This is a genomic window from uncultured Methylobacterium sp., assembly GCF_964242245.1.
Classification (GTDB): domain Bacteria; phylum Pseudomonadota; class Alphaproteobacteria; order Rhizobiales; family Beijerinckiaceae; genus Methylobacterium.
The window spans coordinates 1-2,329 of sequence record NZ_CAXTBY010000226.1; the positions used below are offsets into that span (position 1 = coordinate 1).

The 2,329-nt window shown below is 65.7% G+C and carries 3 protein-coding genes; all 3 read left to right on the forward strand.

The features are described 5' to 3' along the window. Positions 1 to 1,005, forward strand: a 1,005-nt coding sequence (locus tag ACFE8Y_RS21685; protein ID WP_375466430.1) for a B12-binding domain-containing radical SAM protein, incomplete at its 5' end; no start/stop codon positions are given. A 506-nt stretch (positions 1,006 to 1,511) separates the two neighbouring features. After that, positions 1,512 to 2,042 carry a 50S ribosomal protein L10 gene (gene rplJ, locus ACFE8Y_RS21690; protein WP_375466432.1) on the forward strand — a complete coding sequence of 177 codons (531 nt, stop codon included), beginning with the start codon at positions 1,512 to 1,514 and terminating at the stop codon, positions 2,040 to 2,042. A 57-nt stretch (positions 2,043 to 2,099) separates the two neighbouring features. Beyond that, on the forward strand, positions 2,100 to 2,329 hold a 230-nt coding region (gene rplL / locus ACFE8Y_RS21695; protein ID WP_375466431.1), incomplete at its 3' end, for a 50S ribosomal protein L7/L12.

A 2,329-nucleotide genomic window follows, 5' to 3' on the forward strand; every position in this document is an offset into this window, starting at 1 on the left:
CAGATGTGCGCCGAGCTCGACGCGATCATCAGCCAGCCCGGCCACCCGGCGGTGGTCTACTTCGTCGACGACAACTTCATCGCCAACCGCAAGGCGACGCGGGACATGCTCCCGCACCTCGTCGCGTGGCAGAGGAAGAACCACTACCCGCTCCAGTTCGCCTGCGAGGCGACGCTGAACATGGCCAAGCAACCCGAGATCCTCGCGCTGATGCGGGAGGCGAACTTCATGACCGTGTTCGTCGGCATCGAGACGCCGGAGGAGGGCGCGCTCAAGGGGATCGACAAGACCCATAACGCCGCCGTACCGATGTACGAGGCGATCGAGACCCTGAATTCCTATGGGCTCGAAGTGACGTCCGGCATCATCCTCGGCCTCGATACCGATTCCGACGGGTCCGAGCAGCGCCTGATCGACTTCATCGACCGTTCGGCGATCCCTGTGCTGACGATCAACCTGCTCCAGGCGCTGCCCAAAACCCCGCTCTGGGACCGTCTGGAGCGTGAGGGACGGCTCCTGCACGATGCAAGCCTCGAATCGAACGTGTTGTTCAAGCGCCCCCACGACACCGTGGTGTCGAGCTGGCGCCGGGCGATCGCGCACGCCTACGAGCCCGAGAACATCTTCGAGCGCTTCAAGCACCAGTGCGCGACGACCTACCCGCACCGCATCGTCACGCCGGCCAAGGGCAAGGTCACCTTCACCAACCTGCGCCGCGGCCTGATCCTCGGCTTCAACATCATCACCCGCGTCGGCCTGTTTTCCGACTACCGCAAGCCCTTCTGGAGCGCGGCGGGCTACGCGCTCAAGCGCGGGCAGATCGAGGCGGTGTTCAACATGGGCTTCGTCGCCCACCACCTGATCCGCTTCACCCGCGAGGCGCTTCGCGGCGAGCACAACGCCTCGTTCTACGCGGCCAAGGCTGCGGAGACCGAGACCGCGCGCGACCGGTCGTGGTGGAAGAACGCGCGACGCCGGTTCGTGCCGGAGCGCGAGGCGGCTTGACACACAGGCGAGACCGCTTGCCTGCGGCGGAAAAGTCGCGCCGCGGGCCTTGGCAGGCGGCTTGCTAGGCTTTATACACCGCGCTCCACGCAATTTTCATGTTCGTTAAGGAACCGACCGACCCGGTCGCGTTCCGATTGAGACGCCGCCTGGGCAACCGGGCGGCTAAGGCCGGCAGGACTTGAGGGGCTCCAAGCCCTCCAGGGCCGCGTCCGGCCATGTCCTGTCCGAGACTGCAGGCGCCGGTTCGCCGGCTTAATACCCAAGCCTGCACAGACGGGGAAGACCGCATTTTCGACGCTCCGGCCCGAGAGGGACGGGGTCAAGGTATCGGTTTGAACCATCTCAGCCCTTAGGCATCGCTCCTCAAAGGAGCGGCGTCGGGGGACAGGGCCGTGAAGCGTCGTCCAGGACGTTTTCGGCTGATTGAGGCCGAGTTCCGTTCCGGGCGGCATGTGCAACCGGCGGACCCATTCTCGGGTTCCGCTCAACCGGAGAGAGCCCCAGTGGACAGGACAGCAAAAGCTGATCTCGTCTCGACGCTCAACGGCGTGTTCGCGAAGAGCGCCGTCGTCGTCGTGGCCCACTACAAGGGCCTCACGGTCGCCGAGATGCAGAAACTGCGGTCGCAGATGAAGCTCGCCGGCGCCACCGTGCAGGTCGCCAAGAACAGCCTCGCCAGCATCGCTCTCGATGGCACGGAAGTCGCCTCCATCAAGCCCCTCCTGAAGGGCCCGACCCTGCTCGCCTATTCGCGCGATCCGGTCGCGGCCGCCAAGGTGGCGGTGGATTTCGCCAAGGCCAACGAGAAGCTCGTGATCCTCGGCGGTGCCATGGGCGCGACGGCCCTGAACCCGGACGGCGTGAAGGCGCTCGCCTCGCTGCCGTCTCTCGACGAACTGCGCGCCAAGATCGTGGGCCTTATCCAGGCTCCCGCGACCAAGATCGCTCAGGTCGTCAATGCACCGGCGGCCAAGCTCGCCCGCGTGTTCGGGGCCTATGCCACCAAGGACGAGTCCGTGGACGAGGCGGCCTGAGGCCGTTCGCCCCTTCAAACCCAACCGTTCAAACCGATATCTGGAAGGACCATCACCATGGCTGATCTTGCCAAGCTCGTCGACGACCTATCCTCGCTGACCGTTCTCGAGGCCGCCGACCTCGCCAAGATGCTCGAAGAGAAGTGGGGCGTGTCGGCCGCCGCCGCCGTTGCCTCGGTTGCCGGCCCGGCCGCCGCGGCGGCCGTCGTCGAGGAGCAGACCGAGTTCACGGTCATGCTCGCCGCCATCGGCGACAAGAAGATCGAGGTCATCAAGGAGGTCCGCGC